This window comes from Sphingobium xenophagum NBRC 107872, assembly GCF_000367345.1.
Lineage (GTDB): Bacteria > Pseudomonadota > Alphaproteobacteria > Sphingomonadales > Sphingomonadaceae > Sphingobium > Sphingobium xenophagum.
In genome coordinates this window covers 205,949-231,854 of the sequence record NZ_BARE01000001.1, presented here as the reverse complement: position 1 = coordinate 231,854, position 25,906 = coordinate 205,949, and the positions used below count along the sequence as shown (strand labels likewise).

The window sequence follows — 25,906 nt, the reverse complement described above, 5'->3', positions numbered from 1 at the left end:
GAGGGTAGCGGGGTATGCCGGGGGTTGAATCGACGGGTCGCCAACTATGACGTTGGTAAGCGCCGATGCTGTGCTACTGGGCGGAACTAAGAATTTTGGGGGAATTCAGATGCTCAAGCAAACCGTCGCAGTCATGGTCATCAGCCTGATAGCTACAGAGGCAAATGCCGAACGCTACAGCGTTTCCCTCACCCGCAAAGAGTCGAATTTCTACCAGGTCGACGGCCAGCAGATATTTGTGCGAACGAAATATTGTTACGAATATGGCTATAGCGAAGAGGCTATCATCGACACCAATAAGCGCGAAGTGTATTTCCTTGGCTCTACTCCAGCCAAGTGCGATTTGGATATGCTACTAAAGCAGATCGGTTAGCCGGATTGGCCAATCCTACCAATCAGGTTCCGCACCGATGAGGCGTGCCATTGGCCACCGCGCGCCGTGACAAACCCGCCATCGTTTAAGGCCTTCGCCAGCGCACCGAGCGACGCAATGCCCCGACCCTGCATATCCTCGATCACAGGGCGCATCTGGTCGGCACGAGACGCTGCCCCTGACTTGATCGCATCGACGCTGGCCACATTGCCCTTGGCTGCCCGACGCAAAGCCGCTGCGCCGTTAGGGTTGCCCAATCGCTGCCCACGCGCCTTTGCGGCCTGTAGGGCTTCCTGCGTCCGCTTTGAGATAGCTTTGCGCTCAGCCTGCGCGACGGCAGCCATGATATGCACGGTCAGTTCATTCGCTTCTGGCATGTCGGCGGCAATGAATTTGACGCCACTGTCCTGAAGCGCCGCAAGGAAGGCGACATTGCGCGACAGCCGATCCAGCTTTGCAACAACCAGCGTAGCGCCAGTGACTTTGGCGCGGTGCAGAGCCTTCAAGAGTTCAGGGCGATCAGCACGCTTGCCGCTCTCTACCTCTGTGAAAGGCGGCGCGGTCAGTTCCCAACCCCGCGACCGACAAAGGCTCTCTACGGCCTCCCGCTGCGCCTCTAGCCCCAAGCCTGACCGTCCCTGCGCGGCGGTTGATACGCGGTAATAGGCAACGGCTTTCATCGCTCGATAATCCCATACAAAATAGACTAACGAACGATACGCCATTTTGTATGACATGGGAAGAGCGCTTTTTGCAGGACATTCAGCTATTACAGCGAGATTATTACAGGGGCGGCGCTATGGGCTTTGATGAATGGTGGGGCAGGACATTCGAGCGGCGCGGATCAGTGTCCCTCCACAATATGCCAGACAGTACGATAGTAACTCTGCGCCGCCTATCGACCGAAGACGTGGCAGAACTCATCAGGTCGGAGGAAAACAGATCGACGCGGGGGATATTGGCTCAGGCCGAATTGCGCCGTCGCGAAAACTGGACTGCACGGTTTGCCCTAATCGTCTCTGTAGCCGCGCTGGTCGCGTCGATCCTAGCCATCGTCGCAGAGCGCCCTAACCAGCCGCCCGCTTCCGTGCCGCCTCCAGCAGCGCCGCAATCCCCTCATCAGACTTCATCTCAACCCCAACGTCCTGGCGCGGTCGACCCCAGCCGCGATCCAGCAGCGCAGTAGCAGCCGACACGCGGGCCGCGTCGGAAGTTTCTGCGCCTTCCAGCACGTCCACCAACGCTTGCACCGCCTTGGGCGTATGCTCGCGGGCAAGGTCCGTCAGCGTCTTGCCGTCAGCCATGGTCACCTTTGCACGGCCACCCGGATTGCCGCTCTGTCCCTTCTTAAATCCCATCACCGTCGCCCTGAATGTTGAGAGCAACAGATAGGCTGGAACGGGAGATGCCTTGAATCGACATTACACCCCCACTTGGAACCGGGACACAGGGACAGGGTCTAAAGACCCTTGTCCCGGTTGTCCCGCTGTCCCGCCTCTGTCCCGATCATCGTCCCGCCTCTGTCCCGCTTAATCATCAAAGCTGGTGCGTGATCCATGCCCAATCGTTCCAAACACGCGCAATTCCAGCCTTTCGCAGAGCAGGAAGCGCCCGATTAAATGCACGCTTCCCGCTGTCCCGGTTATGTCCCGCCTCTGTCCCGGCAGCCGAAATGGACTTGTCCCGCCAAGCTTCCAGCGAGACCACCCGGCAAACCCAATCGCGGTTGATTTCGGTGTCGGGAATGTCGGCAGGGACCGGTTCCCCAGCAGCCTCGATAAGCTCGCCCAACTGTTCATAGACCAAGCGATTTCCCACGCTCAGCTTGCCAACAGCCTGCGCAAATGGACTGACAACCGGGTTCATATTGGTGGCAGTATGTTCCACCACGCACGAAGTCACAGGATCGCCATCCTCATCTACGCCCAATTCAACGACGCCCAGATTGAACAGGAACCGCTCGCCTATCTCCCCGTCCTTTTGCTTCGTCACCTCCGCGCACTTCGTCTTACCCGCCTCGATCAGGATCACCGTATCAACGCCGCCCTTGAGGCTACCATGCCCGCGCGGCTCAATACTTTCCGCGTCCTTGGGCCGATGGTGGACGGGCATCACGAGGCAATCGAACTCGGACGCAATGCGCTGGCAGTTGGCGATATAGGTGGCCATGTCGTCGGTGTTTTCTTTGCCGCCACCAAAGGTCTTGCTCAGCGTGTCGATGATGACCAGCGCAGGGACAGCGCCAGATTTAAGGGCAGCGGCACGGACAGTCTCCGCCAGGCGTCCGGTGTCCGCATTTGGGTCCTGCATGTCGATCGGCGTAGGGATCAGCGCGAAGGGTATCTCGCCTTCAATGTTGTGCTGTATGCGGAATGCCGCGAGGCGATTGCGCAGGCCCGCGCCACCTTCCGCCCCCACATAGACGACAAGACCTTGCTTGACGCGACGGGACGCCCATTCCCAGCCCAGCGACACATGCAGCGCAATATCGAGCGCGAAGAAGCTTTTGCCGCTACCCGGATGGCCATAGACCAGCGCCAGCCCCTGAGACGGTAGCAAGCGCTTTATCAGCCACATGCCGTCCAGTTGCGGTTTGATGTCCGCGAACCATTCGACGGGCAGAGGTTCCGGCAAACGGTTAGCAGCGGCAGGATGGCTTTCCACCACGCGCGCACGCGCCCGATCTTCCAACGCCGCCGCCTTCACTGGCCCACCCCGCGCAATTCATCGTTGAAGTCCTTGAACCCGTCGACCGGGAAGAACACGCGCGTCGAAAGCCCACGCTCTGCATAGGCGCTGGCCGCAGCCCCCGCCGCGTCACGCCCGGCCTGATCGCCATCGCCGCCGATCGCCACCTTCCGCACCCCGACAGGGAATTGCATTTTCGGAAGCATTGAAGCGCCAGCAGCGACCCAGACGGCCCGGCCAAGTTCCTGCATCAGCGTCAGGCCATCCTCCAGCCCTTCGCAGACGATCAGGTCAGACGCAGCAGGCGCGAGACGGATTGCCCCGCCCGCAACATGCCCCAGCGACAGTTTCGCCTTGGGAACGCTCGCCTTGCCCGTCCCCGCCTCGTTGAGAAACGTCCGCTGGATACCCACGATCTTGTTATCGATGGACCCGACGCAAGCCACCAGACAGGGACGCTCAGGGCCGCGCTTGCCATAGCGGAGGCGCGCAAAGCGGATGCTGCGCGGGATTGGCAGGTGCAGGCCGCGAAAGCGCAAATAGCGTTCAGCCTCCGTCCCCTCGATCGGCACGGCATTGCGCCATATCTCCAGCGCCTCCCCAGACCGATCAGGCCCAGGACCAGACTCAACCACAGGCGCGACCTCTACCGATGGCAGATTGCCGCCGCAGAGCATGTCAGCCGCCGTTCGCAGGTCAACGCGGTGCGCGCGCTGCACGAAATCCAGCACGTCGCCCGTTGCGCCACAGCCGAAGCAATAGAAGCGCTGGCCATTCGCAAAGATCGTGAACGAGGGCGAGCTGTCATCATGGAAGGGACAGCAGCCCTTAAACTCATTGCCAGCCTTGAACAGCTTGACGCTGGCCCCGGCGATGGCTGGCAGAGGATGGGCGGTGCGGATCGCCATCACATCGAGCAGACTCATGCCGCGCCCCCAACGCCGTGTCGCGCAACAGGGAACGCAACCACATTGCCGCCGATCGTCCCGCCATGGCCCGTCGATTCAACCGAACCGCAGCCAGAAGTATCAGAGCGGGGTCCACACTCCTTATGGGAAGCGGCTCCGGGTTCACGTCCGGGGCCGTTTTCTTTTGGGGGGCCGTCTGCCCAGAAGGGACCGCGCGCCATTATGCCGCACTCCGTTCCGACGCGCGCCGCGCGATCCAGTCGTTGACCTCATGTTCCAACCAGCCGACAGCGCCGGGGCTGAGTTGCAGCGGCTCAGGGAAATCATTGTTGCGCCGAAGGGTGTGGATCGTGACGCGGCAGAGGCCTGTGCGCGCACAGACCTCCCTTACCCGCAGAATCCGAGAAATCTGGTTATTCATGGGTCGCTCCGTCAAAAGTGCGACCCCCCTAATAAACAGGTTTTGGCCGGGTTGAATCGACGCAAACCGGTTTTTACGGGCGCGGTGATGTTCCTTGAAATCAGCATAGCAGCGCCTCCCAGCCGATAGCATCGCCATCCTCTGCGGGGTCGTCGTCCTCTGCGTCCTCGCTGTCCTGCAACAGCGCCGTTGTCCGCATTTCCGGCCCGCCTAGATAGAGGGTTTGCCGGTCGCGATTGTGCCATTCGATCCAACTAAGATCGCCCTGATCGTCGCCTTCATAGGCTTCCTGATCGTTGCCGTCCTCCAGGTCGGTGTCGCCGTCCATAAGGTCGAGCAAGTCAATGGCCGTGGAAACAAAGTCCTCTAGTAGGCCACGGTCGAACCGCGCGAGAATGCCGGATATAACAGCGGCTGGCACCGGCATGGCGGCGGGGTGGTTCATGACGCCCATGGCTCAAGCCTCCCCAACAAAGCGCTTGCCCTGCGCGATCATGAGGGCAATCCGGTCATCAGGCGGCGGCGCGTCAAAGTCGTGAAACATCGTGACGACCTTGCGGATAAAGTCCCGCTGTGTGACAGGCTCCCAATAGTCGAGAGCATCCATCGCCCGCGCGAAAGCATCCTGCGAAACGGTGCCGTCATTGATGCCGTGCCACGCTGCCCAATAGGCCGCGACAGGATCGGGCGAAGGTGTGGCCATGATGGCCATGGCAGGCGCGGCGGCGATGACTGGCGCGAGCGCCAGCCCCGTGATGAAGTTGCGGCGGTCGGTCATGCTGTTACACTCCCGCCAAGGCGTCGGACATCGGCGGCGATCAGTTCGAGCATTCGGGTCGCTTCGCTGGTCCCGTCGAATATCCAGTCTTTCAGCCCCCACTCGATCTTGACGGCAATGTCCGCGATCGTAGGTGCTGGCATCATCACCAAAGCTTTTACGGCATCCGCATAGACATCGACATAGGTGTCAAAGCGACCCTCTGCCGCCGCTGCCGCTTCATAGGTTCCGGTGCCGTTGTCGTGGGCATCATTGAGCGGGCGGACATGATCGTTGTAGTAGGCGTCCATGGCGCTGTGGGTTGCCGCGACAGCGGACAGCGCGGCGCTCCATGCTGTGGTATCGACGGCCATGGGCGCGGCAATAGCTGGAGCGACAAGGGCGACGGGAGCGAGCATCAAGCCCGACAGGAAAGCGCGACGGTCGGTCATGCCACAGCCTCCCCGATCAGAAGCCTTTGGAAGTCGGACCGAATGGTCAGCGCGATCGTTTCAGACCAGAGCGCAATCTCGCCATCGTCATCGAACGTCTGTTCCAGCTTCCACCGCAATGCGGCCATGTCAGGCGCGGGCAGGCGCAGCAGCGCCGTATGCGCTTCGCCTTCAACCTGGGTCATCAAATCCCAGCGATCCATGACAGCCTCATAGCCGCTGGCCTCGCGCCACTCCTTGTATTCCGCCCAGCCGGGGGCGTCCTTCATCGGCTGTTTGTTGCCGAATTTGGCCCGCGCTGCTTCAAACTGCGGCCCAAGGCGCTCGCGATCGAACGTCTCCCCGTCCGCCTTCGCCTTGAGGTAATGCGTCATGGCAGCATTCCACGCGCGGGCTTCGACGGCTATTTGGTCGGCAGGTGCGCAAACCAGCATCGTCGCAGCGCTGGCCATGGTCGGCACAGACGCGACCGAAAGAGTTGCAAGCGCACGGATGACATCGCGCCGCGAGGGCGCTATAGAGCATTCAATCATTGTTGGTTCCTCCACTATGATAAGGTCGGGGTTGATGGGTTCCAGCCATCGCCTCGACCGCCTTCCTTCACTTCATGCTGTCGACTACCTCGGTGCGATCCACGATCCGCCAGCCGCGCGTCAGACGAAGGCCACTGGCCCACCCCCGCGCCTTGCGGTGCGTCTGAAACTCAGCATCGAGATGCTCACCCTCGACAGGCGGCTTTACCCGCACATCAAAGCCCGCACCGAACGGCTCGTAGGTGATTTCGATAATGCGCTCAGCCATTGGCCGCGTCCGATCGGAACGCTGCTTCCAACTCCGACTTACGGAAATATAGGCGCTTGCCCTTGCGGATCACCGGTAGGTGGCCCGCCTCGACAAGGTGATAAATGGCGCGGGGCGTGAGGCCCGCATAGGTCGCGGCAGCCGTAGCCCCCGCGATAAGGTCTTGTGACAGCATTTACGTTGCCTCCATTAATACCGGGACGAGTATTCGTCTTTCGTGACATACCGCTAATTCCGTGCCACACGCAAGACTATATTTCGTCCTTGGAGATTCGAGTGGTCGATTTGGCCTTTGCAGACGTGGAAGCGACGCTGGCTGCTGTGCATCGTATCCGGCCAGAGAAGCGTGTTGCGTTCAGGGCGCGGCTTAAGCATCTACAGCGCGAGGGGTGGCCGCTTGGAGCCAACACTGGCACCGGAAAGCGATTCAGTTATTCCATAGACTCGTTGATGCAGCTCGCGCTTGCGTTGGAATTAATGCAAGCGGGCCTCAGTCCCCGGAGGATCGTTGCAATCCTCAAAACCGATTGGGGAGAAACCGCCGTCAGTTTGGCGCTGGCGCGCGTCACTGAGAACGTCTTGATCGAATGGGGTTTGCTAGGTTCTGAAGACCTCAAGGAATTCTTTTGGTGCGTCCATCCTGAAGCCCTTGCCGAACTGGCGAGGGAACGTAAGGAATCTGCACATGAAAGCCCCGTTGAAATACTGCGCCCCTCTCAATTGGCCTTTCACTTGTCCCAAGCCATAGAAGACGCTGGGTTTGGTGGACAAAATAGAACTTTGGTTGTGGGCTTGCGGGCGCTCACTATCGCGGTAGATATGAGTCTCTTAGACATTTTGCCGACACTTGACCCAGAGGCTCTTCCGCTATTGTATTTTGAAGAATTGCTTCAGTCACCTCTCTCAAATCGTCATTCTTCTACCATTCAATCGCTGCACCGATTTATCGTAGGTAGAAGATGACCTCGATCCGCAAGCGTAGCTGGACCGCTCCAGACGGCACCGCCAAGACAGGCTGGCAGGTCGATTACGTCGATCAGGCGGGCAAGCGCCGCCGCAAGCAATTCGCCCGGAAAAAGGATGCCGATAGCTGGATCACGCAAGCCGCGTGGGAAGTGTCCAAGGGCGTCCATACCGCCGACAGCCAGAGCGCGACCGTTGCCGCCGCCGCGAAGCTGTGGATCGCCAAAGCGGAACAAGAGGGCAGGGAGCGCGCTACGCTCCAGCAGTATTGCCAGCTTGCCGACCTGCACATAGCGCCGCTGATCGGTGGCGAGCGTCTGACACGCCTTACCCGGCCCATGGTCGAAGGTTTCCGCGACGAGCTGGTCAGGACGCGATCTAAGGTCATGGCGGGAAAGGTGGTGCGCGCGCTGTCCAGCATCCTATCGGAGGCGCAGCGCCGGGGTCTGGTCGCGCAAAACGTCGCCAGCGATGTAAGGGTGATTCGGTCGGCGCGGGAAAAAGGCAAGGTCGAGATACCCACTAAGCCCGAATTGAAAGCCTTGCTGGATCATGCGCCCGCCACCTTGCGGCCTATGGTGATGACCGCGATCTTCACCGGCCTGCGCGCGTCGGAACTGCGCGGCCTGCGCTGGTCGGACATAGACTTGAAGGCCGCGACGGTCACGGTTGCCCAGCGCGCGGACAAGTTTGGTGAGATTGGCGCGCCCAAGTCCGATGCGGGCCATCGCTCGATACCAATCCCCCCGGCGCTGGTCGCGGAACTGCGCGAATGGAAACTGGCCTGCCCGAAAGGCGACCTGGGGCTGGCGTTCCCGAACTCGCAAGGCGGGGTCCAGCAATATGGCCATCTGCTCCGGCGCAAATTCTTCCCGCTCCAGATAGAGGCGGGCGTCTGCGACCTGGCGCTGGTCGCTGGCAAGCCAAAGCTGGACGCGAAGGGCAGGGCGGTCATGATCCCCCGCTATGGCTTCCATGCCCTGCGCCACGCCGCCGCGAGCGCATGGATCAAGCAACGGATCGACTTGAAGCGCCTACAGGTATGGATGGGCCATTCGTCGGTGCAAATCACTCTCGACACATACGGCCATCTGCTATCGGACGCCTCTGGAGACGCCGCACTGATCGCCGCCGCGCAGGCCGAACTGTTAGGCTAGTTGGCACACGGTTGGCACATGGGGCATTAAACCATAGCTTTCCGTAGGGTCAGAAAAAGATTCCTAATCTGAGGGCCATGGGTTCGAATCCCGTCGGGTGCACCATTTTTTCCAGCCTCAGGCGTCACGCGGGCATGCGTGTCCCGTTCAGCCTTCTGCCAGCATGGCGTCGATGATCGCCTGCCAGGCGGCAAGCGCGGTGCTATCCATCGACAGGTCGGGATCGCGGATCGTGGCCAGCACGACGCGGGCATTGTCGCGATACATGCGCCGCATCGGTTCTGCATCGGGATCGTCCCAGTCCCAGTCGGGTGCGATATTGGCGTACATGGCGCGGGCGGCGCGCTCCAGGGTGTTGGTTACAGCCATTTGAGTTTCCTGAAGCGAGCATAGAGCAGGGCGCAGATGATGCTGATCACGCCCAGCACCACGAAATAGCCATAGCGGGTGCGCAGTTCGGGCATATGTTCGAAATTCATGCCGTAAATGCCCGCAATCGCGGTCGGTACGGCCAGGATGGCGGCCCAGGCCGCCAATTGGCGGGTGATGACCCCGGTGCGCTGCTGTTCCAGCAAATTGCTGAATTCGAACACGGACGCCAGAATCTCGCGCAGATCCTCCACCATCGTCTGGACCCGGCGCACATGGTCGCGCACGTCGCTGAAATAGGGGCGGGCCTCCGCATCGATGCAGGGCAGTTCCTGCTTGACGAATTTGGTCGCGACTTCGTGCATCGGTGTCAGGATGCGCTGGAAACGCAGCAGCTGGCGGCGCAGATTGAAGATGCGGGTGATGTCGTCATGCCCCAGGAACGTGTCGATGGTATGCTGTTCCATCGCCAGCACCTCTTCTTCTATCCCCTCGATGATCGGCAGATAGCCATCGACCACGAAGTCGAGAATGGCGTGCAGGACATAATCGACCCCCTGGGCGAGGCGGGCGGGCACCGCCTCCAGATCCTGCCGCAGGGCAAGGTGCGCGCGGGAAGAGTCGTGGCGGACGGTGATGATATGGCTGTGCCCCACGAAGATCGCGGTTTCGCCGTAGCAGATGCTGTCATCTTCGACATGGGCGGTCCGGGCGACGACGAACAGCTGGTCGCCATAAAGGTCGACTTTGGGCAGCTGGTTGGCCTTGACCGCATCCTCGACAGCCAGCGGATGCAGATCATAGGTGCGCTGGAGCGCCTGCATTTCCGCCAGCGTGGGGTCGGCGACGCCGATCCAGACAAATTCGGATTTGTCGTGGGCGCAGTCGATTCGCTCGTCGATCGACACCGACCGGACACGGGCGCCGTTGCGATAGAGATAGGCAGCGATGACAGTCATGAACAGGTCCGGCTTGGGGCAAGGCGAGGTTCGATTAGCAGATGGCGGGGACGGCGTCCTATCCCAATCAGGCCACGGCCCGCATGATTTTTCGACGAAGCGGTGGCAGGTGACTTCGCCCTGACATAGTTGGGGGCGAGAGGGGGATTGGAAATAGCAGGCGAAGGCGGTCCCCATCATGTTGGCCATAGATTTCGAGGCATCCTGCCTGCCGCGCCACGGGCGGTCCTTTCCGATCGAGGTCGGACTGGCGGGAGCGGATGGCGCGCGCAGCTGGATCATAAGGCCGCATCCCGACTGGGCGGGCTGGGGCTGGACGGCGGAGGCCGAGGCCTTGCACGGGCTGAGCCGAGCGCGGATCGAACAGGACGGGCTGCCTGCCCATGTCGTGCTGGATCAACTGGTCGAGGCGGTGGGTGGCCAGCGCGTGGTCGCCGACAGCCTGATCGACCCCTATTGGCTGGAGACGCTGGCGGCGGCGGCCGGTCGGTCGGCCCCCTTTGCGATCGATCATGTCGCAACGCTGCTGGACGAACGGCAGGTCGATGAAGCGCAAATCAGCGCGGCCGTGCGGATCGCCGACCAGCGCTGTCCGACGCGGCACCGGGCAGGCAGCGACGCCCTGTGGCTGGCATGCGTCATGGCGCAGCTCTGGCCCGACCTTGCCGCTGCTCCGCCGGTGCGGATGCCGCTGATGTCCTGCTACTGATCCAAATCTGCCGTCGGCCATTAGCAACAATTTGTTACCTCCGGCAAATTTCGGAGACATTCGCCTGCCCTAATTCGGGCGCGCCGGCTTCGCAGGGGCCGGATGCTTTCGCCTGAGCAGGAGTTGCGATGATGACGCACAATGCCGCGCCGAATGGTCCGCGATGCCGGTAACCGCGCCGTTGATCATGGTCGCCGAGACGCAGCCGGATCTGCGCCGGACGATCCGCGAGTTTCTGGAGGAAAGCGGCTTTCGCGTCCTGCCTGCCCAATCGTCCGACGATGTGTTTCAGGCGCTTGGTAAAGTGCCTGTGGGCGTCGTGGTGCTGGATTCGGCGTTGCGCGGGGCGGATGGGCTGGACCTGTGCCGCGACGTGCGCGAACGCAGCGACGTGCCTGTCATACTGGTCGGCGCCAACAGCAGCGAAGTGGACCGGGTGGTCGGGCTGGAACTGGGGGCGGACGATTATATGGCCAAGCCCTATTCGGGACGGGAACTGGCTGCGCGCGTGCGGGCCGTGCTGCGCCGCGGGAGGAGCGATCGGTCCTCCGGCCTCAATCGCCAGACCCAGGCGGTGTTCGACGGCTGGACAGTCGATTTCGGACGGCGGACCATCCTTGATCCAGCCGGCGCGCCGGTCGATCTGACGGCGGCGGAGTTTACATTGCTGACTGTGTTGCTGGACCATCCCCAGACGGTGATCGCGCGGGCGCGGCTGATGGAACTGGCCGGTGTGCGCGACGCGCCATCGTCGGATCGCAGCGTCGACGTGCTGATCAGCCGCCTGCGCCGCAAATTGCGCCATGGCGACCAGCCCGCGCCGATCGTGACCGCCCGCGGCATCGGCTACATGTTCAGCGCCACCGTCGATCGCTGCTGAAATATGCTTTCGCCGCACTGCAACATCGATTCAACGTTCAGACATACTATTTAACAAAGCCGCTGCGACCTAGCAAAGCCGCTCTCCTATCTATCCTGACAGGCCGGTCTGTTCCGACTGGCAAACAACGAAGGAGAGACTCCATGAACGAGCTCATCGGTCGCGTTTTCAACTTCGAAAAGCACACGTTTCCGAACGAAAGCGCGCTTTACAACCGACTCGCCAGTGACGGTCAGAGCCCCAAGGCGCTGATGATCTCCTGCGCCGATTCGCGAATCGTTCCCGAACATATCATGCAGGCGCAGCCGGGCGATCTGTTCGTATGCCGCAATGCAGGCAACATCGTCCCGCCGCACGCGACGCAGAATGGCGGCGTCACCTCCACGGTCGAATATGCCGTCATGGTTCTGGGCGTCCGCGACATCATCGTTTGCGGCCATAGCGATTGCGGCGCGATGAAGGCTTTGTCGACCGAGGCCGACCTGACCGCCATGCCCAATGTCGCTGCCTGGCTGCGGCACAGCCATGCCGCGCAGCAGGTCTGCAAGGCAAGCTATCCCGCCGATCTGAGCGACGCGGACAAGCTGCGCAACATGGCGCTGGAAAATGTCGTCGCGCAACTCGCCCATCTGCGCACCCATCCATCGGTCGCATCGGGCATCGCCCGTGGCGAGATTGCGCTGCATGGCTGGTATGTCGACATTCATGCCGGTCTGGTGATGGGCCTTGATGGCGAAACCGGCCGTTTCTCGCCGCTGCGCGAAGGCCAGCCGCTGCCCGTAGCGCTCCCCCACGCCCGTCGCCTCGCTGGCGAAGGCGAATATGCCCTGGCGGCGGAGTAAGCCATGTTGAAAGCCTTTTCCGGCGGCACATTCAGCCGCGATTTCGTAGCGTCGATCGTTGTCTTTCTGGTGGCGATGCCGCTGTGCATGGGCATTGCGGTTGCTTCCGGCGTGCCACCGGAAAAGGGCCTGATCACCGGGATCATCGGCGGCATCGTCGTTGGTCTGATGGCAGGTTCGCCCTTGCAGGTCAGCGGGCCGGCGGCGGGCCTGGCCGTCATCGTCTTTGAAATCGTCCGCGAACAGGGGCTTTCCGCCCTTGGCCCCATCCTGATCCTGGCAGGCGCGATCCAGGTGATCGCCGGGCTGTTGCGGGTCGGCGGCTGGTTCCGCGCGATTTCGCCCGCGGTCGTACACGGGATGCTGGCTGGCATCGGCGTGCTGATCGTGGTCGGCCAGTTCCATGTGCTGTTCGACGACAAGCCCTTGTCGAGCGGCCTGCACAATCTGATCGCTATGCCGGGCCAGATTTTCGGCCTGACCAACGGCGACGCGGCGACGGCCTTCGCGGTCGGCCTCATCACCATCTTTGGCATGCTGGGTTGGGAGAAATTCCGCCCCGCCTCGCTCAAGCTGGTGCCCGGCGCGCTGGTTGGCGTGGTTGCGGCCACGCTGGTCGCCTTCCTGCTTGCCCTGCCGGTTGCGCGGGTCGTCGTGCCGGAATCGATTGTCGGCGCCATCACGCTGCCCGAAGGCGGATTGCTGGCGCAATTGCTCAATCCGACCGTGATCACCACCGCCGTTGCGATCGCCTTCATCGCGAGCGCCGAAACCCTGCTGTCGGCTGCTGCCGTCGACCGGATGCATGATGGCGTACGCACCAATTACAACCGGGAACTCAGCGCGCAGGGCGTTGGCAATCTGCTTTGCGGCTTTGCCGGGGCGCTGCCGATGACCGGCGTTATCGTGCGCAGTTCCGCCAACGTGCAGGCGGGGGCCAAGACCCGGATGTCCACCATATTGCATGGCATCTGGATTTTGGGCTTCGTGGCGCTGCTCCCCTGGTTGCTGCGTGAAATTCCGATGGCTGCGCTGGCGGGCATATTGGTTGTCACCGGCGTCCGTCTGGTCAGTGTCGATCATGTTCGCCATCTGCTGCACCGCTATGGACCGTTGCCGGCCATCGTGTGGGCCGCAACGCTGATCTGCGTGGTCGCGACGGACCTGTTGACCGGTGTGCTGGTCGGCATTGGCCTGTCGATGCTGGAACTGATCCCGCATCTGAGCCGTCTGCGGCTGAAGATGGAGGAAGAAAGCCGTGGCGACACGCATGAAGTGGCGCTGCGCGGTTCGGCCACCTTCCTCAACCTGCCCAAGCTGTCGGCCAAGCTCGACTCGCTGCCTGCGGCCGGCCTCGTCATCCTGAATGTCGAGCGGCTGGGGCATATCGACCATACCTGCGCCGAAATGGTGCGGGAATGGGTCGATCGCCGCCGCGGTGCCGGTTCCCCCGTGGAGTTGTTCGGTGCAACCGGACGGATGCGCCAGCTCGTCGCCTGATCATCCCCCCCCCTGATCAGGCGACCAAAATGCCGCCGTGTTCCTCCCGACACGGCGGCATTTTGCCGTTTCAGAGCGGCGAGGGCGACGGTCAAATCGTTACTTTTATGTCACAGCAATTTCCAACATCTCGCATATGCGAGAAAAACCTGTTTGCCTGTCGGGCATTTGAGAATTAGTCAGACGTCGACCACAGGCACTGGAAGCGGCAGCAACAGACTTTCGGGCCAGTGGACGCAGGACGGAACATTCTTTCGTAAAGGGGAATGTTCATGAAGTATAAGATCGCTACCGCCGCCCTCGCCCTTATGTCGAGCGTCCCGGCTTTCGCGCAGGAAGAACCTGCCGGTCCCATCACCGTATCGGGCAGCGTTGCCCTGGTTTCCGACTATCGCTTCCGTGGCGTGTCGCAGACGGACAAGGGCATGGCCGTTCAGGGCGGCATTACCGCCACGCATGAAAGCGGCGCCTATGTCGGCACCTGGGCATCGAACCTGGGCGGCTGGGGCCGTTTCGGTGGTTCCAACATGGAACTCGACCTGTTCGCCGGTTACGCCATTCCGCTGGGCAGCGCGACGCTCGACGTCGGTCTGACCTGGTACATGTATCCGTCGGGTGCCGACACGACCGATTTCGCCGAACCCTATGTCAAGCTGTCCAGCACCGTTGGTCCGGTCAAGGGTCTGGTTGGCGTCGCCTATGCGCCCAAGCAGGAAGCACTGGGTAATGTGTGCAGCGACGCGGCTTGTACGATCTTCAACCCGGGCGACAAGGAAGACAACCTCTACGTCTGGGCTGACGTGAGCGGCGCCATCCCCAACACACCTGTCTCGCTGAAGGCGCATATGGGCTGGTCGAACGGCAACCCCGGCCTTGGCCCGAACGGCACGTCGATTGCCCCGACCGGCAAATATCTCGACTGGCTGGTCGGCGCGGACGTCGCCATTCCCGGCACGCCGCTGACGCTGGGCGTCGCCTATGTCGATACCGACATTGCGCGCGTCGAGGAAAATTACCTGCGCCCCAACTTCATGGTGTCGGGTGACAGCAAGGATGTCGGCAAGTCGATCGCACGTAGCTAGGTCGTCTTCTCGCTGACCGCAGCCTTCTGATCCAGATGCGCCGGGCCTGTCACGCAGGCCCGGCGCAACCTGTCGTGCCGCGTCAATCCGCCGATGTCGCGGGCATGACAAATTGTTGCTGTCGCGCTTGCAGTTCGTTTCCCAAGCGTCTCATGGTTGACCCCTGTTACGGGCGACCTTATCCCTGCTGACATGACCAACGTCCTGTCGTTCCCATCATGACCGCCCCCACCATCATCCTGGTCGAGGACGACCCGCCGCTGCGTACGCTGACCGCGCGGGCGTTGCAGGAACATGGCTATCAGGTCCGTCCTGCCTCTTCGGGACCGGAAATGTGGGTGGCGTTCGATGCCGGGCCGGTCGACCTGGTCGTGCTGGACGTCATGTTGCCGGGCACCAACGGCATAGACCTGTGCCGCCAGATCCGGCGCAAGAGCGATGTTCCCATCATCTTCATCAGCGCCAAGGGCAGCGAGACCGATCGTATCGTCGGGCTGGAACTGGGCGCGGACGATTATCTGCCCAAGCCGTTCGGCACCCGCGAACTGATCGCCCGCATCCGCGCCATCCTGCGCCGTGTCGGGCTGGAGCGCGGGCCGGACGATCATCGCGAAAATGAAGCGCGCTTCGACGATTGGGTGGTCAATTTCCCCCGCCGCGAACTGCGGTCGCCCACGGGCGCTATCGTCGACCTGACGGGCGCGGAATTCGACCTACTGGGCAGCTTCCTCAGTCATCCGCAGCGGGTGATCGCGCGTGAGCGGCTCATAGAATTGTCGCGCACCCGCATGGGCGACAGCAGCGACCGCAGCATCGACGTACTGGTCAGCCGCTTGCGCCGCAAGCTGACCACCGAGGATCGGCCAGCGCCCATCACCACCGTGCGAGGCGTCGGCTATATGTTCAATGCTGAGGTCAGCCGCGCTTGAAACGGCATTTCAAAGGATCGCTGGGGCTGGTCGGCCGCATTTTCGCGATCCTTTTGCTGACGGTGACGCTGGAATTTGCCGTTGGCACGCTGATGTACGAGCGGGCCAGCCAGCTATCCTTGCAGGATGACGAGGCGCGGCGGCTGGCCGAGCATCTGGTGATCGCGCGCAAGCTGCTGACCGAACAGCCGGTCGAGGAGCGGCGCACGATGGGCGTTCAGCTGACCACGGACCGCTATGACGTGCATTGGTCGCCCGCTGCGCCACCGCCGCCGCCCCTGTCGCCCGAACTGGAGCGGATGCGCCAGCAGATCATCGCCTGGGAACCCAGTCTGGAACGATCCCGCCTGTGGCTGCGGCTCGCGTCGCCGGGCCGCCATTCGGAAATCAATGGCGGGCTGCAATTGCCCGATGGCAGCTGGCTCTATTTCGGCATGCATCATGGCGGGGGCAAATGGGCCTTCACCATCGGACGGATGGGGATGGCGCTCATTCCCGTGCTGGCGCTGTTGATTGCGGGTTGGGTTCTGATCCGCAAGACGCTGGACCCGCTGCGCGACCTGACCCGCGCGACCGAGCAGATCGGCCTGGGGCGCGAGGTGATCCTGCCAGAAGCGGGCACCAACGATGTGCGCAACCTGATCCGCGCGTTCAACGTGATGCAGACCCGCATCCATCGTCTGATCGATGAACGGACGGAGACGCTGGCGGCGGTTGGCCATGACATGCGTACGCCGCTGGCGCGGCTGCAGTTGCGGCTGGAAACGGTGCCCGACGGGGAAACGCGCGAGGCGATGGATGGCGACCTGGAGGAAATGGGGCAGATGATCGAATCGCTGCTCGATTTTCTGGGCGGTGAGAAAGACCCCGAGCCTGCGGTGCGTACGGACCTGGCAGTCACGGTCGCGACGATCGTCGATTCGTTTCAGGACCATGGCCATGATGTCGAATATGCCGGGCCGGATCATCTGGAACTGGCGGTGCGGGCGCTATCGCTCCGCCGGGCGGTGCGCAACCTCATCGAAAATGCGCTGCATTATGGGAAGCGCGCCCGCGTGAGCCTGGAGCGCAAAGGGAATGAGGTGCTGATCCGCGTCGATGATGATGGACCGGGCATCCCGCGCGACCAGCTTGACGCCGTACTCAAACCCTTTGCCCGGCTCGACACCGCGCGCCAGCGCAATACCAGCGGATTGGGGCTGGGGCTGGCGATCGTGCAGAAGGCGGTCGATGCCGAAGGCGGCAAGCTGACGCTCGCGAACCGGCCCGAAGGGGGCTTGCGCGCTGAAATCTGCCTGTTCCTGCCTTCGGGCAAATGAGAAACCGCGGCCGCGAGCGATATTCGCGGCGCGAACCGGAATAGCCCGGCCAAAGCCTCGTCATTGCGCGGGGCAACTGCTCCCTTCACCCGCCACCAGATCCAGGCAACGGCCATCAATCTCGCTCTTGGGGACGGGCAGGCCGATCAGAGCCGCCAGCGTCGGCATGATGTCGACCGTTTCCACGCCCAGCGGCTGCTCGAAATGGGTTAGCCCATGGCGCCAGAACAGGATGGGCACGCGGCGATCATAGTCCCATGGGCTGCCATGGGTGGCGACATAGCCCTTGGTCGGATCGACGATCGGCGTGATCCGGGGCTTGAGCAGCAACAGGATGTCGCCCGACCGCGCCGGATCGAAACTGGCGCGCGCTTCCTGTAGCAGCGACCAGCTTTCCGGCGGGCCGGACGGGGATGGGACGGCGGCGATCTGCGCCTTGGTATAGGCGGCCTCGACCTGCGGATGCGCGCGCAGCAGCTTGAGCGTCTCGGCCTCCACCTTCGCGCGCTGGGCGGCAGTCAGCCCCTTGTCGATATAAAGGTCGCCCGCCGGGCCGTCGCCCCAGATCAGCGTCTTGCCGGACAGGCCGGTCATGGCCCCGATCGTCGCGCTCAGCGCCTTGGGCGTCAATGCCGCGTCGACACGGTTTTCCATCGGCATGGCATTTTCGCGGTGACGTTCGGGCAGGTCGTGGCCGCCATGGTCGGCGGTCAGTACCACCGCATAGTCGATGCCATCCTTGTCGAGCCGGTCGAAGAAAGCGCCCAGTTCGCGGTCCAGACGGTCGATCTGGATGCAGCTTTCGGTGCCTTCGGTGCCGTAGGTGTGGCCGACATAATCGGTCGCCGACAGGCCGATCGAGATGATGTCGGTCTGCGCCTGCTTGCCCAGCGCCATGCTTTCGATCGCACCAGCAGCCAGCACAAGCGTCATCGCATCCTGTTCGGGCGAGGCGCGGAAGGCCTTGAAATCACCGGCTGCGCGCGCGAAGCGCCCGGTGCCAACGCTCTTGCCAGCGCCGATCGCGACCGGGAAATCCTTGGCCACGCATTGCTGCGGCAGGTCGAATCCCGCATTGGGCTGGGCCAGGCGCGCGGCAAAAGCGTCGTTGATCTTCGCCACCAGTGGCGGGGTGACGACGCCCTTGTAGCTGACGAAGCCTTGCGCGCCGCCGATCCACCATGTCTGATCAGCGGTCGGTCCGCCCATCATGATCGCGGCGCGATCCTTCCCCGCGACCGATACGACGCGGGTGGTGGGGTTGGCGATCTTCATCCGGCCGCCCAATGTGGGGACTTTCAGGTGAATGGGGGAGGCGACATAATTGCCGCTGTTGCTGCCCGGCTGACTTTCATCCTCGGCGCAATAGACAGCCTTGTCCTCTCGCGCGGTCGACAGGTCGAACCATGTGTTTGCGATGATCCCGGTGCGCGACGGGCGGCTGCCGGTCAGGATGGTCGAATGGCCGGGGCAGGTTTCGGTTGCGGCATGGCTTTGATAGCCCTTGGGGAACACGACCCCTTGCGTCAGCCGCTTCAGGCCGCCGCTATAATATTGGCGATATTCGCTGAACAGGTCGGCGGAAAACTGGTCGACCGATATGGCGACGATCAGCTTGGGCGGCGTCGTCTGGGCCGTGGCCGGGATCGCGGTGGCGAGCAGCAGAGCTGTGGCGACTTTTCTCAACATCTACTCTACCTTCTCCAGCCTTGACGGCGAACGTCACCCGACCTAGCCCGCTGACACCCACGCGACCAGAGGCCCGATGCGGATTTTTCATGTCATATTGATGACGCTGGCTTTGCTGGCCGGGGTTTCAGGCGCGCAGGCGCAGGGCGCGTTCGGGGGCGGTGCGCCGCATATTTCCGCGCATCTGGTGGCCGAAAGCGCCACGCCCGCACCGGGCAAGACGACGAACATAGCCTTTGCCATGGTGCCGGAAGCGGGATGGCACGGCTATTGGGAAAATCCGGGCGACGCGGGCCTTGGCATGACGGTGAGCTGGACATTGCCCAAGGGCGTGAGCGTCGGTCGCCTGCGCTATCCGGTGCCCGAAACGCTGCTGATTTCTGGCCTGATGAACCATGTGTATGAAGGCCCCTATGGCATATTGGCGACCCTGACGGTTGCGCCCGATGTCGCGGCAGGCACGCGCCTGCCGGTGCGGGTGAAGGCGCAATGGCTGGCCTGCACCGACAAGGTGTGCGTGCCGGAAAGTGGCGAGATGGCGCTGGATCTGGTCGCGGGCGACGGGCAGGTGGCGGCAGCCGATCGGGCGCGGTTCGACGCCTGGCGCAGCCATCTGCCGCGGCCGCTGGGGTCCGAAGCGACCTACGCGATTGCCGATGGCAAGCTGCGCCTGTCCGTACCCTTTCCCGCCGATGCGCAGGCGGATCAGGTGCATCTGTTTCCCTTGGGCGAAGGGCTGGCGCGCTATGCCGCGCCGCAGAGCGTGACCCGCGATGGCGACCGGCTGCTGGTGGAAACCGATGCGGGCGAGGGCGGCAAGGGCGGCGCGGTGCAGGCGGTGCTGGCCACGGGCGACCATGTCGGCTTTCTGCTGACGGCCCGTCCCGGCCAGGTGGCGGCATCGGGCGGCGGCGTGACCGGCGCGATCCTGATCGCGCTGGGCGGGGCGCTGCTGGGCGGGTTGCTGCTCAACATCATGCCCTGCGTCTTCCCGATACTGGGCCTTAAGGCCATGAAACTGGCCAAGGCTGGGGGCGATGAACGGACCGTGCGGCGCGAAGCGATCGCCTATGCCGCCGGGGTGATCGCCACCTGCCTGGCGCTTGGCGCAGCGCTGCTCGCGTTGCGCGCGGCGGGGGCGGCTGTCGGCTGGGCGTTCCAGTTGCAGGACCCGCGCATCATCCTGACGCTGCTGTTGCTGGTCGGCGCGATCGCTTTCAATCTTTCGGGCCTGTTCGAATTGCAGGCGGTCGGCGGGGGCGAGGGGCTGGCGGGCAAGGGCGGCATGGCGGGCGCCTTCTGGACCGGGGCGCTGGTCGCCTTCGTCGCGACGCCCTGTACCGGGCCATTCATGGGCGCGGCGATGGGCGCGGCGCTGGTGCTGCCGCTGGCCGCCGCGCTGGCGGTGTTTGCCGGGCTGGGGCTGGGGTTGGCGCTGCCCTTCCTGCTGTTGGCCTATATTCCCGCGCTGCGCACACGGCTGCCGCGACCGGGGCCGTGGATGGGGCGGTTCCAGAAGATATTGTCGATCCCGATGTTCCTGACCGCGCTGGGCCTGGCATGGCTGCTGGGGCAACAGCGCGGCGTGACGGGCATGACGATCGGGCTGGCCGCGATGCTGGCGCTGGTGCTGCTGCTCTGGTGGCTGGGCAGCCGACAGCGGGCCGGGCGGGGCGGCGGCTGGATCGTGGCGCTGGCGGCCCTTGCGGTGCTGGGCGGGGCGGCGGCGCTGCTGCCGTCGCGCGCGCCTGCCGCCGCCGCGCAGGAGGGGGCGGCGCTGCCGTTCGACGAAGCGCGGCTGGCCAGCCTGCGCGCGGCGAACAAGCCGGTATTCCTCTATTTCACCGCCGACTGGTGCCTGACCTGCAAGGCCAATGAAGCCGCCGCGATCGACCGCGCCGAGACCCGCGCCGCCTTCGACAAGGGGGGTGTGACGGTGATGGTCGGCGACTGGACCAATGCCGATCCGGCGATCACCCGCTTTCTGGAAGGTCAGGGCCGGTCGGGCGTGCCGCTCTATCTCTGGTATGCGCCGGGCAAGGACGCGCAGACGCTGCCGCAATTGCTGACGCCCGCGACGCTGACGGCGCTGGTGGGCTGATGGCGAAGATTCGCGCCGACCAGTTGCTTGTCGACAATGGGCTGGCGGAAAGCCGCGCGCGCGCGCAGGCGCTGATCCTGGCTGGCCTCGTCTTTCTGGGCGACAGGAAGATCGACAAGGCCGGGCAGCAGGTCGCGCCCGATGCCGAACTGGACGTACGGGGCCGGGACCACCCCTGGGTGTCGCGCGGCGGCATCAAGCTGGCCCATGCGCTGGCCGAATATGCCATCGACGTGACTGGCATGGTAGGGCTGGACGTGGGCAGCTCGACCGGCGGCTTTACCGACGTGCTGCTGACCAATGGCGCGGTTCGCGTCTATGCGGTGGACAGCGGCACCAATCAGCTGGCGTGGAAGTTGCGCAGCGATCCGCGCGTCATCGTGCATGAACAGACCAGCGCGCGCATCCTGACACAGGCCCATATTGCCGAGCCGATCGACATCATCGTGTGCGACGCCAGCTTCATCGCGCTTGCCAAGGTATTGGAACGGCCGCTGACCTTCGCCCGGCCCGGCGCGTCGCTGGTGGCGCTCATCAAGCCGCAGTTCGAGGCGGGACGTGAGGAGGTCGGCAAAGGCGGGGTGGTGCGCGATCCGGCGATCCATGATCGTGTCTGCCAGGACGTGCGCGCGTGGATAGAGGGGCAGGGCTGGACCACCATCGGCATCACGCCCAGCCCGATCACGGGACCGCAGGGCAATGTCGAATTTTTACTCTATGCCCGGCTTGGTGGATAAGCGTCCTGTATTCGTTATTTGCGACGTTGTTACATCTTGCGACAAAAGGCCATGTTGTGTCGCATCGAAAGGCCCGATAGCCCTCCACCATGCGCAAATCCCTGTTTCTTATCACCGCCCTATGCCTTGCCGGTTGCAGTGGCGACAAGACATCCAAGCCGCGCCAGGCCGCGCTGGTCGAGGCAGCGCCGATTGCGAAGGCGGATTTTGCCGATACGCTGGATGCCGTCGGCACGGCGCTGGCCAATGAACAGGTGATCCTGTCCGCGCCCGTGACCGAACGGGTCACTTCGATCAACTTCGCCGATGGCGGCTATGTCGCCAAAGGGCAGGTGATCGCGACCATGGCGATCGCGCAGGAACAGGCCGAACTGGCCGCGGCGCAGGCACAGGCATTGCAGGCGGGACAGCAACTGCAACGGGTGCAGGCGCTAAAGGCGCGCGGCTTTGCCACGGCCGCCTTGCTGGACCAGCAACTTGCGCTGGCCAACGCAGCCAAGGCCAGTGCCGATCAGAGTCGTGCCGCGATCAACGACCGGGTGATCCGCGCGCCCTTTGGCGGCTGGCTCAGCCTGCGCACCGTGTCGCCCGGCGCAATCGTGACGGCGGGCACGGCCATCGCCACGGTCAGCGACATTTCACGGATCAAGCTGGACTTCACCGTGCCCGAAACCCGCCTGTCGACCATTCGCGAAGGGCAGACTATCCGCGCCGTGTCCGCCGCCTGGCCCGACCGGCCGTTCAACGGCACGATCGCGACCATCGACCCGGTGATCGACCCCGCCACGCGCGCGGTGCGTGTCCGCGCGATCCTGCCCAATCCTGATCATGCGCTGAAACCCGGCATGTTGCTGACCGTCAGCATCGTGTCGCGCCAGCGCCAGTCGCTCGCGCTGCCCGAACTGGCGGTGGTGGGCGATGGCGAGGATCGCTTCGTGTTCGTGGTGGAGGATCGCAAGGCCAAGCGGGTCAAGGTCGATACCGGGCTGCGGCAAAACGGGCTGGTCGAGATATTGGGCGGGGTGAAGGCGGGCCAGCAGGTGGTGACCGATGGCGTCGTCAAGCTGAGCGATGGCGTGCCGGTGCGGCTGGCGGGGGACAAGCCTGCGCCGTCTTCCAAATCGGCGGGGTAGGGCACCGCCATGCAATTGTCCGACCTGTCCGTCCGCCGCCCGGTATTCTCCGCGGTCATCGCGATCCTGCTCTGCATCGTCGGGGTGGTCGGCTATCTCAGCCTGTCGGTGCGCGAATATCCTGACACGGACCCGCCGATCGTGTCGGTGGAGACCATCTACACGGGTGCTGCCGCTTCGGTCGTCGAAACCCGGATCACCCAGCTGATCGAGGATGCCGTCGCAGGCGTTCAGGGCATTCGCACCATCACGTCGACATCCCAGGACGGCACGTCCGACATCAGCATCGAATTCGATCCCTCTCGCGACATCGACACTGCGGCGAACGATGTGCGCGACCGGGTGGGATCGGTGGTGGAGGATTTGCCGGAAGAGGCGCTGGCGCCCGAAATCCGCAAGGTGGATGCGGATGCGCGGCCGATATTGTTCCTGTCCTTTTCCCGCCCCGGCTGGAGCGAAATCCAGCTGAGCGACTATATCGACCGCAACATCGCCGATCGGTTTTCCGCCATTGACGGGGTGGCCCGCGTCACGATCGGTGGCGAGGCGCGTCCATCGACGCGTGTGTGGATGAACGCCGAACGGCTTGCGGCCTTCGGCCTGACGCCAGCCGACGTCGAAAATGCGCTGCGCACGCAGAATGTCGAACTGCCTGCCGGTCGATTTGAATCGAAGGATCAGAACCAGACGCTGCGCGTCGAGCGGCCCTTCGCCACGCCCGACGAGTTCGCCCAGCTGGTCGTTGGCCGGGGCGCGAATGGCTATCAGGTCAAGCTGGGCGATGTCGCCCGGATCGAGGAAGGGGCGGAAAACCCCTATAGCAGCTTCCGTTCCAACGCGGGGACGGCCATCGGCCTGGGGATCGTGCGGCAATCGGGCGCCAACACGCTGGAGGTGGCGGACAAGGCCAAGGCGCTGGTCGAGCAATTGCGCCCGAACATGCCGCAGGGGATGCGGGTGGCGGTCGGCTCCGACGAGTCGCTGTTCATCAGCCGCGCGATCGACAACGTCTATGACACGCTGCTTGAAGCGGCGCTGCTCGTCATCCTCGTCATCTTCCTGTTCCTGGGATCGGTGCGTGCGACGATCGTTCCCGCCATCACCGTGCCGATCTGCCTGCTGGCGACCTGCGCGGTCATGTGGCTGCTTGGCCTGTCCATCAACCTGCTGACCTTGCTGGCCTTCGTGCTGGCGATCGGGCTGGTGGTGGATGACGCGATCGTCGTGCTGGAGAATGTCTATCATCGGATCGAGCAGGGAGAAGACCCGCTGGTCGCCTCCTATCTCGGTACGCGGCAGGTGGGTTTTGCGATCATTTCCACCACATTGGTTGTGTGCGCGGTGTTCGTGCCGGTGATGTTCCTGGCGGGGCAGACCGGGCTGCTGTTCCGCGAACTGGCGGTCGCGATGATCGCCGCCATCGCTTTTTCGGGCTTCATATCGCTCAGTCTGGCGCCGATGCTCTGTTCCAAGCTGCTCAACAATGCCGAACGCGGGCGACTGGCGCGCTGGGTGGATGCCCGGTTCCAGCGGCTGGAGGGCGGTTATTCCCGCTGGCTGGATCATGTGCTGCGCAAGCCGCTGCTGCCGTTGATCGGCGTCGGACTGTTCCTGGTGCTTGCCGGGGGGATGTTCACCCTGCTGCCGAGCGAACTGGCGCCGGCGGAGGATACCGGCGTCGTCGACAGCCAGATCAGCGCGCCGGAGGGCACCGGCTATGACCGGATGCTGGCCTATATGCGCAAGATCGAAGCGGCGCTGGCGCCGCTGCGGGAAGACGGGACGCTCCAGAATCTGGTCGTCCGCACCCCCGCCGGTTTCGGCACGTCGGACGATTTCAACAGCGGCAACGTGATCGCCTTCCTGCGCCCATGGGAGGACCGCACGATCACGACGGCGGAAGTCGCGACCATCATCAACAAGGTGATTGCCGAGCAACCCGGCGTGCGCGGCAACGCCGCCCCCCGGTCGGGCCTGGGGCGCGGGCGCGGGCTGCCGGTCAATATCGTGCTCGCTGGTTCGACCTATGAAGGGCTGGTGGCGGCGCGCGATCGCGTCTTTGCGGCGGCGGCCAACTATCCGGGGCTGATCAACCTGGACAGCGACTATAAGGAAACCAAGCCGCAGATGCGGATCGACGTCAACCAGCAGCGCGCGGGCGATCTGGGCGTGTCGGTGAACGACATCAGCCAGGCGTTGCAAAGCCTGCTGGGGTCGCGCCGCGTGACCACCTATGTCGACCGGGGCGAGGAATATCGCGTGCTGGTGCAGGCGGAGCAGGAGGGACGCCAGACGCTCGCCGATCTGGAGCGGATTCAGGTGCGCGCGAACAAAGGGGCGCTCGTCCCGCTGTCGGCGCTGGTCACCGTGCGCGAAGTCGCCGGGCCGCGCCAGCTCAACCGCTACAACAAGCTGCGCGCGATCACTTTGTCAGCAGCGCTGGCCCCCGGCACGTCGCTGGGGCAGGCGCTCGCCTTTCTGGAAAATGAAGCGCGCCAGTCGCCGGAAGTGCTGGCGATCGGCTATCGCGGCGAAAGCCAGTCCTTGCGCGAAACCGGCGGGTCGATCTGGCTGATCTTCGGCCTCACCATATTGATCGTCTATCTGTTGCTGGCCGCGCAGTTCGAAAGTTTCATTCACCCCGGCGTGATTATCGCCACGGTGCCGCTGGCGGTGGCGGGCGGTGTGCTGGGGCTGATCGTTACGGGCGGATCGGTCAATCTCTACAGCCAGATCGGCATCGTCATGCTGGTCGGGCTGGCGGCCAAGAACGGCATATTGATCGTCGAATTCGCCAACCAGTTGCGCGACGAGGGCATGGAGGTGGCGCAGGCCATTCGCGAGGCGGCGACCCGGCGTTTGCGGCCGATCCTGATGACGTCGATCGCCACGGTCATCGGCGCGGTTCCGCTGGTGATTCGCGGGGGCGCTGGCGCTGCTGCGCGCAATTCGATCGGCGTGGTCATCGTGTTCGGGGTCAGTCTGGCGACGCTGATAACATTATTCCTGATCCCCATATTCTATTCGCGTGTTGCGAAGCGGACCGTTTCTCCGCAAACCGTTGGTCGCAAGCTGGATTCGGCGTTGAAGGATTCGCCCGATCCAGCCGAATAGGATGAGCGTGGAGAAGCGTTGCC

28 protein-coding genes are annotated in these 25,906 nt (G+C 63.5%); 14 read left to right on the top strand and 14 right to left on the bottom strand.

The genetic code is table 11. The annotated features are described in order from the left end of the window. The first annotated feature begins 46 nt into the window (after positions 1-46). Positions 47-373: a hypothetical protein gene (locus SX1_RS22295; protein WP_019051581.1), complete on the top strand. Its 327-nt coding sequence runs from the start codon at positions 47-49 to the stop codon at positions 371-373. On the opposite strand, the gene SX1_RS01220 is transcribed toward SX1_RS22295, so the two are convergent. From SX1_RS01220 to SX1_RS01170, 11 genes are all read right to left on the bottom strand, one after another. Further along, positions 370-1,053, bottom strand: a complete 684-nt coding sequence (locus SX1_RS01220; protein WP_026149392.1) for a recombinase family protein — start codon at positions 1,051-1,053, stop codon at positions 370-372. The two genes, SX1_RS22295 and SX1_RS01220, sit on opposite strands and share 4 nt — an antisense overlap. A 387-nt stretch (positions 1,054-1,440) precedes the next feature. Continuing rightward, positions 1,441-1,731, bottom strand: coding sequence for a hypothetical protein (locus SX1_RS22290; protein ID WP_019051579.1), 291 nt, complete (start codon positions 1,729-1,731; stop codon positions 1,441-1,443). A 178-nt stretch (positions 1,732-1,909) separates the two neighbouring features. Beyond that, on the bottom strand, positions 1,910-3,079 hold the full coding sequence (locus tag SX1_RS23460) for an AAA family ATPase (RefSeq protein WP_019051578.1): 1,170 nt from the start codon (positions 3,077-3,079) through the stop codon (positions 1,910-1,912). After that, positions 3,076-3,987, bottom strand: coding sequence for a DUF7146 domain-containing protein (locus SX1_RS01205; protein WP_019051577.1), 912 nt, complete (start codon positions 3,985-3,987; stop codon positions 3,076-3,078). Before SX1_RS01205 ends, SX1_RS23460 begins: the two co-directional genes overlap by 4 nt. Before the next feature lie 202 nt (positions 3,988-4,189). Beyond that, positions 4,190-4,390 carry a helix-turn-helix transcriptional regulator gene (locus tag SX1_RS24095; protein ID WP_019051576.1) on the bottom strand — a complete coding sequence of 67 codons (201 nt, stop codon included), beginning with the start codon at positions 4,388-4,390 and terminating at the stop codon, positions 4,190-4,192. A gap of 100 nt (positions 4,391-4,490) precedes the next feature. Then, positions 4,491-4,844 (bottom strand): hypothetical protein, encoded by a 354-nt coding sequence (locus SX1_RS22280; protein WP_019051575.1) that lies wholly within the window; start codon positions 4,842-4,844, stop codon positions 4,491-4,493. A gap of 3 nt (positions 4,845-4,847) precedes the next feature. Continuing rightward, the gene (locus tag SX1_RS01190; RefSeq protein WP_019051574.1) at positions 4,848-5,168 is read right to left on the bottom strand and encodes a hypothetical protein; all 321 of its coding nucleotides are present in this window, start codon (positions 5,166-5,168) and stop codon (positions 4,848-4,850) included. Then, positions 5,165-5,599, bottom strand: a complete 435-nt coding sequence (locus SX1_RS01185) for a hypothetical protein (protein WP_019051573.1) — start codon at positions 5,597-5,599, stop codon at positions 5,165-5,167. The genes SX1_RS01190 and SX1_RS01185 overlap by 4 nt, the downstream gene beginning before the upstream one ends. Then, positions 5,596-5,973 (bottom strand): hypothetical protein, encoded by a 378-nt coding sequence (locus SX1_RS01180; RefSeq protein ID WP_167539628.1) that lies wholly within the window; start codon positions 5,971-5,973, stop codon positions 5,596-5,598. The genes SX1_RS01185 and SX1_RS01180 overlap by 4 nt, the downstream gene beginning before the upstream one ends. Positions 5,974-6,199: 226 nt before the next feature. Then, on the bottom strand, positions 6,200-6,400 hold the full coding sequence (locus SX1_RS01175) for a hypothetical protein (protein ID WP_019051571.1): 201 nt from the start codon (positions 6,398-6,400) through the stop codon (positions 6,200-6,202). Further along, positions 6,393-6,575 carry a helix-turn-helix domain-containing protein gene (locus SX1_RS01170; protein WP_019051570.1) on the bottom strand — a complete coding sequence of 61 codons (183 nt, stop codon included), beginning with the start codon at positions 6,573-6,575 and terminating at the stop codon, positions 6,393-6,395. Before SX1_RS01170 ends, SX1_RS01175 begins: the two co-directional genes overlap by 8 nt. A 101-nt stretch (positions 6,576-6,676) precedes the next feature. On the opposite strand from SX1_RS01170, the gene SX1_RS01165 reads away from it, so the two are divergent. Together SX1_RS01165 and SX1_RS01160 are read left to right on the top strand one after the other, a co-directional pair. Continuing rightward, positions 6,677-7,363 (top strand): hypothetical protein, encoded by a 687-nt coding sequence (locus SX1_RS01165; RefSeq protein ID WP_157410051.1) that lies wholly within the window; start codon positions 6,677-6,679, stop codon positions 7,361-7,363. Beyond that, positions 7,360-8,520: a tyrosine-type recombinase/integrase gene (locus tag SX1_RS01160; RefSeq protein ID WP_019051568.1), complete on the top strand. Its 1,161-nt coding sequence runs from the start codon at positions 7,360-7,362 to the stop codon at positions 8,518-8,520. Before SX1_RS01165 ends, SX1_RS01160 begins: the two co-directional genes overlap by 4 nt. Positions 8,521-8,667: 147 nt before the next feature. Here SX1_RS01160 and SX1_RS01155 read toward each other — a convergent pair whose 3' ends face one another. Continuing rightward, positions 8,668-8,889 (bottom strand): hypothetical protein, encoded by a 222-nt coding sequence (locus SX1_RS01155; RefSeq protein ID WP_019051567.1) that lies wholly within the window; start codon positions 8,887-8,889, stop codon positions 8,668-8,670. Next, positions 8,880-9,848, bottom strand: a complete 969-nt coding sequence (locus tag SX1_RS01150) for a magnesium and cobalt transport protein CorA (protein ID WP_019051566.1) — start codon at positions 9,846-9,848, stop codon at positions 8,880-8,882. The genes SX1_RS01155 and SX1_RS01150 overlap by 10 nt, the downstream gene beginning before the upstream one ends. 178 nt (positions 9,849-10,026) lie before the next feature. On the opposite strand from SX1_RS01150, the gene SX1_RS01145 reads away from it, so the two are divergent. The 7 genes from SX1_RS01145 to SX1_RS01115 all read left to right on the top strand — a co-directional run bounded on the left by SX1_RS01145 (position 10,027) and on the right by SX1_RS01115 (position 17,109). Beyond that, positions 10,027-10,557, top strand: a complete 531-nt coding sequence (locus SX1_RS01145) for a hypothetical protein (RefSeq protein WP_019051565.1) — start codon at positions 10,027-10,029, stop codon at positions 10,555-10,557. A 163-nt stretch (positions 10,558-10,720) separates the two neighbouring features. Then, positions 10,721-11,437: a response regulator gene (locus SX1_RS01140; RefSeq protein WP_019051564.1), complete on the top strand. Its 717-nt coding sequence runs from the start codon at positions 10,721-10,723 to the stop codon at positions 11,435-11,437. Between the two features lie 143 nt (positions 11,438-11,580). Further along, positions 11,581-12,279 (top strand): carbonic anhydrase, encoded by a 699-nt coding sequence (locus tag SX1_RS01135; RefSeq protein WP_019051563.1) that lies wholly within the window; start codon positions 11,581-11,583, stop codon positions 12,277-12,279. Between the two features lie 3 nt (positions 12,280-12,282). Then, complete coding sequence (locus SX1_RS01130; RefSeq protein WP_017182200.1) at positions 12,283-13,779, top strand: SulP family inorganic anion transporter; 1,497 nt, start codon at positions 12,283-12,285, stop codon at positions 13,777-13,779. Positions 13,780-14,045: 266 nt separating this feature from the next. Further along, entirely contained in the window at positions 14,046-14,861 is an 816-nt protein-coding gene (locus tag SX1_RS01125) for a TorF family putative porin (protein ID WP_019051562.1), read from the top strand. Between the two features lie 218 nt (positions 14,862-15,079). Then, entirely contained in the window at positions 15,080-15,790 is a 711-nt protein-coding gene (locus tag SX1_RS01120) for a response regulator (protein WP_006961535.1), read from the top strand. After that, complete coding sequence (locus SX1_RS01115) at positions 15,787-17,109, top strand: ATP-binding protein (RefSeq protein ID WP_019051561.1); 1,323 nt, start codon at positions 15,787-15,789, stop codon at positions 17,107-17,109. Before SX1_RS01120 ends, SX1_RS01115 begins: the two co-directional genes overlap by 4 nt. Before the next feature lie 60 nt (positions 17,110-17,169). On the opposite strand, the gene SX1_RS01110 is transcribed toward SX1_RS01115, so the two are convergent. After that, a complete protein-coding gene (locus SX1_RS01110; protein ID WP_019051560.1) occupies positions 17,170-18,798 on the bottom strand; it encodes an alkaline phosphatase family protein in 1,629 nt (542 codons plus the stop codon). A 76-nt stretch (positions 18,799-18,874) separates the two neighbouring features. Between SX1_RS01110 and SX1_RS01105 the strand changes: the two genes are divergently transcribed. The 4 genes from SX1_RS01105 to SX1_RS01090 all read left to right on the top strand — a co-directional run bounded on the left by SX1_RS01105 (position 18,875) and on the right by SX1_RS01090 (position 25,883). Next, positions 18,875-20,899 carry a protein-disulfide reductase DsbD family protein gene (locus tag SX1_RS01105; RefSeq protein WP_019051559.1) on the top strand — a complete coding sequence of 675 codons (2,025 nt, stop codon included), beginning with the start codon at positions 18,875-18,877 and terminating at the stop codon, positions 20,897-20,899. Next, positions 20,899-21,636: a TlyA family RNA methyltransferase gene (locus tag SX1_RS01100; protein WP_019051558.1), complete on the top strand. Its 738-nt coding sequence runs from the start codon at positions 20,899-20,901 to the stop codon at positions 21,634-21,636. Before SX1_RS01105 ends, SX1_RS01100 begins: the two co-directional genes overlap by 1 nt. Before the next feature lie 89 nt (positions 21,637-21,725). Further along, a complete protein-coding gene (locus tag SX1_RS01095) occupies positions 21,726-22,769 on the top strand; it encodes an efflux RND transporter periplasmic adaptor subunit (protein ID WP_017182194.1) in 1,044 nt (347 codons plus the stop codon). Positions 22,770-22,778: 9 nt separating this feature from the next. Continuing rightward, on the top strand, positions 22,779-25,883 hold the full coding sequence (locus SX1_RS01090; RefSeq protein ID WP_019051557.1) for an efflux RND transporter permease subunit: 3,105 nt from the start codon (positions 22,779-22,781) through the stop codon (positions 25,881-25,883). Positions 25,884-25,906: the final 23 nt, after the last annotated feature.